Raw genomic sequence first — 5,811 nt, forward strand, 5'->3', positions numbered from 1 at the left:
CACCCCTCGCGGGGTGGGCCGGAGCTCGGGTGTGAAGGTGTGAAGCGGTCAGTCGACGCTGGGCAGGATGTGTGGCTCGGCGAGGTCGTCCTCGTAGCCCGCAAGCCGGATCGGCGCGGACCTGGCCCAGACCTCGATGTTCCGCAGCTTCTCGGGCCTGCGGGGCCGCTCTCCGTGCCGTTCGGCCGGTCGCTCCTCGCGCTTCGTCAGTTCTGGTGTCGTCACCGCGCACTCCTTTGTGTCGCGTAACCCCGGGGTGTCGCCGACGCCCCGGCCTCATTACCGGGAGTCGACCACCCGCGAGGGGCAGGGGCAAGAACAGTTCGGTCGCGGTGGCGCCGGGTACAGGGCGGGACGGCGACTTGGTTGACAAGTCTTCCCCAGGACGGTCGAGGAGATTTTGTGGACTCCTCGATGACGTCCGTTCGCATCAGAGTAACCAAATGAGCGCGATCGCGCTCGATGGAATGTGTGCACTAGGTCACTTTCAGCCATCGAGTACCGAAAAGTCCCGGCCGGGAACGAGTCCCGGGCCGGGTCCACGGCGCCGCACGAACGCTGCCCGACCGGTTGACTACCAGTTGGCGGGCGCGTAGTCCTTGAGGAAGCAGCCGTACAGGTCCTCGCCCTCTTCGCCGCGCACAATCGGGTCGTAGGCGCGGGCGGCGCCGTCGACCAGGTCGAGCGGAGCGTGGAAGCCCTCTTCGGCGAGGCGGATCTTGTCGGGGTGCGGGCGCTCGTCGGTGATCCAGCCGGTGTCGACGGCGGTCATCAGAATGCCGTCCTTCTCGAACATCTCCTGGGCGCTGGTGCGCGTGAGCATGTTCAGCGCGGCCTTGGCCATGTTGGTGTGCGGGTGGCCCGCGCCCTTGTAGCCACGGCTGAACACACCCTCCATCGCGGAGACGTTGACCACATAGGCGCGCTTGGCGGCGGTCGCCGCCATCGCCGGGCGGAGCCGGCTGATCAGGATGAACGGTGCGGTGGAGTTGCAGAGCTGGACTTCCAGCAGCTCGATCGGTTCGACCTCTTCGACGGTCTGGATCCAGCTGTTGGTGTCATGCAGGTCGGGTACGAGACCGCCCGCGTCGATCGCCGTTCCGGCGGCGATCCGCTCCAGGGAGGCGGACCCGGTGACCAGGGCGAGTTCGGTGACGTCCTGCGCGCTCAGGCCTTCCTTGCGGGCGGCCGGGAGGGCCGCGACACGGTCGACGGTGCCGCTGCCGAAGGTGCCGATGACCTCGGCGGCGGGCAGCTCACCCGCCGGAAGCGGGGCGGACTCGGCGTTGACCAGTTCGCTGTACGCGTTCGCGGAGCGGCGCACGGTCTGTGCCGCATTGTTGATCAGAATGTCCAGCGGACCCTCGGCCGCGACCGAGTCGGCGAGCGCGACGACCTGGGCGGGGTCGCGCAGATCGATGCCGACGATCTTCAGCCGGTGGATCCACTCGTCGCTGTCCGGCATCGCCTTGAAGCGGCGGATCGCGTCGTTGGGGAATCGGGTGGTGATGGTGGTGTGCGCACCGTCGCGCAGCAGCCGCAGCGCGATGTACATGCCAATCTTCGCGCGGCCGCCGGTGAGGAGCGCGCGCCGGCCGGTGAGGTCGGTCCGTGCGTCGCGGCGCGAGCGGTTTTCCTTGGCGCACTGCTGGCAGAGCTGGTGGTAGAAAGCGTCCACCTCGACGTATCTGGTCTTGCAGATATAGCAGGACCGGGGCCGCTGGAGGACGCCCGCGATCTCGGCATGGGCCGAGGACGACGGCAGGACCCCCTGGGTCTCGTCGTCGATGCGGTCGGCCGAGCCGGTCGCGGTGGCCTCGGTAACTGCCTTGTCGTGCGCGGTCTTGGCGGCGCGGCGCTCCTGACGGCGGCGCTGCTTCACGGTCCTGTAGATCCCGGCCGTGGCGCGGCGCACGGCGATGGCGTCGGGGTGGTCGACCTCGACGTTGTCGAGCTCGTCGAGCACGCTCAGGCAGACGGCCAGCCGCTCCGGGTCGATACCGGGACCGAACTCCTCAGTACCGGGAGCGAGCTCCGGGCTGTCCTCTGTCACCGTCATTGCCGTTCCTCTGTCGCTTGTCACTCGTGGCGCCGACCGCCATACATGGTCCTGCCGGGCCGAACGCCCCGATCAAGTCTGCCATGTACCGGATGCTGCTCCGTTCGCGTGACTTCACAGGGGTTCGCCGCAGTTCGCGGGCGCGCGTGTGCATGGCTCGGCCCCTCCGTCTCCGTCCCCACGGCTCCTGCACGGTTCGGTCACATATGCTTCCCTGCGATACGGCCAGGGTTGAGCTGTGCCGTCCGTACAAGGGGGTGGAGAGTGGCCGAGCTCTCCGCGGGCGACTCTCCGGCCCAGCCTGTGCGCCCGGCCGCCGTCCCTGTACAGAACAGGCTTGTGCCGGTCGGCAACGGCCTCGGCAGCGGTTCGGTCTGGGACGTGAATGCCGTGATCCTGCTGGTCGAGGACGACGCCGGTGATGCGCTCCTCGTCGAGGAGATGCTCGCGGACAGCGAGCTGGACTCCGCGCTGACCTGGTGCAAGACGCTCGCGGAGGCGCGCCGGTACCTGGACGGCTGTGGGACCCCGTGCTGCGTACTGCTCGATCTGCATCTGTCCGATGTGTACGGTCTGGACGCCGTCACCCAGATCGTCGAGTCGGCGCCCGATGCGGCCATTGTGGTGCTGACCGGCAGGGCCGAGGCCGATACGGGCCTGTCGGCCGTGGCGACCGGCGCCCAGGACTATCTCGTCAAGGGCCGGCTCGATCCGGAGGCGCTGGGCCGCTCGGTCCGCTACGCCCTCCAGCGCAAGCAGGTCGAGCGGGCCGCCGCAGCGCTGCGTGCCAACCGGTTGATGGCGCAGGAGAACGCCCGCCTCGAACGCGGTCTGCTGCCCGTGCCCCTGCTGCACGACGACTCCTTCGAAGCGGTGGCGCGGTACGCGCCGGGCCGGGCGCAAGCCCTGCTCAGCGGTGACTTCTACGACGTGGTGCAGACGTCCGACGGCATGGTGCACGCGGTGATCGGCGATGTGTCGGGGCACGGGGCGGCGGAGGCGGCGCTGGGTGTCTGTCTGCGCGTGGCCTGGCGCACGGCGGTGCTGTGTGCCACCGGTCAGCTCGAGCAGGTCGGGCTGCTGGAGGAGATCCTGGTCGCCGAACGCTCCGACCCGCATGTCTTCGCCACCGTCACCTCACTGTCCTTCGCGCCGGACCGGCGTCGGGTGCGGGTGGTGCGGGCCGGTCACCCCGGGCTGCTGATGCGCAGCGGTGCCCGGGTGAGCTGGGTCGAGCCCGAGCCCGGTATGGCCCTGGGGCTGCTGCCGGGGGCGGGACGGTGGAGCGTCTCGGAGTTGTCCCTGCCCGGGGACGGCCGGCTCGTCCTGTTCACCGACGGCCTCTTCGAGGGGCGTACGGGGCCGGATTCCCGGCTGGGCGAGGACGGGCTGCTGGCCATGGCCCGCAGGCACGGGGCGCTGGCGGCCCGCGCCTTTGTGGACACCCTGGTCGACGAGGCCGCCGGGGCCGCGTCCCCGTACGGCGGTCTCGCCGACGACGTGGCCGTACTCCATCTGGGCTGGGGACGGGGTGAGCCGCGATGAGCGGCCGGGGCGCATCGCCGGCCCGTCGGCACGGCTTCGCCTCGCGCCTGTCGGTCCAGAACTGGGTCCATCTGATTCTCGCCGTCTTCGTGCTGGTCGTCTGTTCCGGGCTGACCGTCGGTGGCCTGGTGCTGTCCCGGATATCCGACCGCACCACCGAGCTGGTGGACCGCATCCAGCCCGCCCGCTCGTCGTCCTTCCAGTTGCAGAACGCCCTGCTCGACCAGGAGACCGGGGTCCGCGGATACGCGCTCACCGGTGACTCGGCCTTCCTGCGGCCGTACGAGGCGGGGATGCGGGACGAGAAGCTGCGGCTGGCCAAGGTGCGTTCCCTCGTCGGGGACGAACAGCCCTTCGCCCGCGATCTCGACCGGATCGCCGCAGCCGCGCGGGAGTGGCGCAGTCGGCACGCCGAGCCGCTGATCGCCGCGGTCCGCCGGGACGGCCCGGCGTCCGAGTCCTCGGCCCCGATCCGGCGGAGCAAGGGCGAATTCGACACCCTGCGGCGGCTGTACACCACGCAGCAGGCGCATCTCGACGCGGCACGCGACCGGGCCCGCGCCGGTCTGAGCACCGCCCGCACCACCCGTGACCAGGTGCTCATCCCGCTGGTCGTGGGCTTTCTGCTCGCGGTTGTCTCGCTGAGTCTGCTGCTGAACCGGACGGTGGGCCGACCGCTGAGCCGACTGACCGCTGCCTCGGACACGGTCCGATCCGGGGCGTTCCGTAACCGGATCGAGGTCGACGGACCGTCCGATGTGCGGGCGGTGGCGGCAGCCGTGGAGGACATGCGGCGCCGCATCGTCGAGGAGCTCGCCGAGTCCCAGGAGCGCGAGAAGCTGCTGGCGGAACAGGCACAGGAGCTGCGCCGGTCCAATGCCGAACTGGAACAGTTCGCCTATGTCGCCTCGCACGATCTGCAGGAACCGCTGCGCAAGGTCGCCTCGTTCTGCCGGCTACTGGAGAAACGGTACGCCGCGGAGCTCGACGACCGGGCGCGGCAGTACATCGACTACGCGGTCGACGGTGCCAAGCGGATGGAGGTGCTGATCAACGATCTGCTCACCCTCTCTCGTACGGGGCGGGTGCACGACAAGTGGAAGCCGGTCGACCTCGACCGGTCCCTCGACCGTGCGCTGGCCAATCTCGCACTGGTCGTCGAGGAGTCCGGTGCCACGGTCGTACGGGAGGGCCCGCTGCCCGAACTGACCGGGGACGCGACGGCGCTCTCCATGGTCTGGCAGAACCTGATCGGCAACGCGGTGAAGTTCCGCAGCCCCGGCGTACCGTGCCGGATCACGGTCGGCTGTGTACGGGACGGCGACGACTGGCACTTCTCCGTGGCGGACAACGGCATCGGCATCGCGCCGGAGTCCTCGCAGAAGGTGTTCGTCATCTTCCAGCGTCTGCACGGCAGGGAGCAGTACGAAGGAACGGGCATCGGTCTGGCCCTGTGCCGGAAGATCGTGGAGTTCCACGGGGGCCGGATCTGGCTGGAGCCGGAGGCCGCCGAGGGCACTTGTATCCGCTTCACGCTGCCGGTCGCCCCCGCCGTACCCGCGCACACCACTGCTGAACCGCTCGTCGCGGAAACAGTCGTCGGGCGGCCCGGCCATGGCTGAGATCTGCCGGGTTCTCCCCGGGGTGGGACCGTTCGTCGCGGGTAGGCGAACGTCGAGTAGCTGTCACCGAAAATCCCTGCGTCGCCCGGGCTGGAGCACATGAACGAACAGGTCACCTCGCCACCGGCCGACCGCCCCTGCGGAGACCGGTCCACGGAGGTTCTGCACAGCGCCGAGGTGTTCGACGGCGAGCCCGGCTGCATTGCGCAGGCCCGGGCTCTGGCCGACCGCTTTCTGGTCCGGCTGGCCGCCGAGTGGCTCGCGGTGTTCGGTGAGCACACCCGCAGCGATCTGCTGCTGGCAGTGAGTGAGCTGGTCACCAATGCGGACCGCTACAGCCAGGGCCCGTATCTCCTGGAGCTGGAGGGCACCGCAGAGCGCGTCAGTGTCACGGTGTACGACAGCAGCACGGCCTTGCCACTGATCTACTCACCCGACCCGACGCGCCCCGGCGGCCACGGCATGGAGATCGTGGTGGCGCTGTGCGACCGGCTGACCGCCGAGCGCGTGCCGGTGGGCAAGCGCATCCGGGCCGAGTTCGAGCTGAGCAGCTGAGCTGTGGGGGGGGGGGGGGGCCCCCCCGCC

Annotated in this window: 5 protein-coding genes; 3 read left to right on the plus strand and 2 right to left on the minus strand. The window is 69.8% G+C overall.

What is annotated here, in order from left to right; all coding sequences use genetic code 11:
- Nucleotides 1–48: 48 nt before the first annotated feature.
- Nucleotides 49–225, minus strand: coding sequence for a hypothetical protein (locus ABTZ94_RS35845; protein ID WP_351207363.1), 177 nt, complete (start codon nucleotides 223–225; stop codon nucleotides 49–51).
- A gap of 349 nt (nucleotides 226–574) precedes the next feature.
- The gene (locus ABTZ94_RS35850) at nucleotides 575–2,059 is read right to left on the minus strand and encodes an SDR family NAD(P)-dependent oxidoreductase (RefSeq protein ID WP_351207365.1); all 1,485 of its coding nucleotides are present in this window, start codon (nucleotides 2,057–2,059) and stop codon (nucleotides 575–577) included.
- A gap of 339 nt (nucleotides 2,060–2,398) precedes the next feature.
- Here ABTZ94_RS35850 and ABTZ94_RS35855 point away from each other — a divergent pair, with 339 nt between their 5' ends.
- From ABTZ94_RS35855 to ABTZ94_RS35865, 3 genes are all read left to right on the plus strand, one after another.
- Nucleotides 2,399–3,604: a PP2C family protein-serine/threonine phosphatase gene (locus ABTZ94_RS35855; protein ID WP_351207371.1), complete on the plus strand. Its 1,206-nt coding sequence runs from the start codon at nucleotides 2,399–2,401 to the stop codon at nucleotides 3,602–3,604.
- The gene (locus ABTZ94_RS35860; protein WP_351207367.1) at nucleotides 3,601–5,226 is read left to right on the plus strand and encodes a sensor histidine kinase; all 1,626 of its coding nucleotides are present in this window, start codon (nucleotides 3,601–3,603) and stop codon (nucleotides 5,224–5,226) included. The genes ABTZ94_RS35855 and ABTZ94_RS35860 overlap by 4 nt, the downstream gene beginning before the upstream one ends.
- A 99-nt stretch (nucleotides 5,227–5,325) precedes the next feature.
- A complete protein-coding gene (locus ABTZ94_RS35865; protein ID WP_351207369.1) occupies nucleotides 5,326–5,781 on the plus strand; it encodes an ATP-binding protein in 456 nt (151 codons plus the stop codon).
- Nucleotides 5,782–5,811: the final 30 nt, after the last annotated feature.

The organism is Streptomyces sp. NPDC002785 (assembly GCF_040295565.1).
Classification (GTDB): Bacteria; Actinomycetota; Actinomycetes; order Streptomycetales; family Streptomycetaceae; genus Streptomyces.

Coding starts and splice junctions, on each gene's coding strand:
- ABTZ94_RS35865 (WP_351207369.1), top strand. CDS start 5,326: ATGAACGAACAGGTCACCTCGCCACCGGCCGACCGCCCCTGCGGAGAC.
- ABTZ94_RS35860 (WP_351207367.1), top strand. CDS start 3,601: ATGAGCGGCCGGGGCGCATCGCCGGCCCGTCGGCACGGCTTCGCCTCG.
- ABTZ94_RS35850 (WP_351207365.1), bottom strand. CDS start 2,059: ATGACGGTGACAGAGGACAGCCCGGAGCTCGCTCCCGGTACTGAGGAG.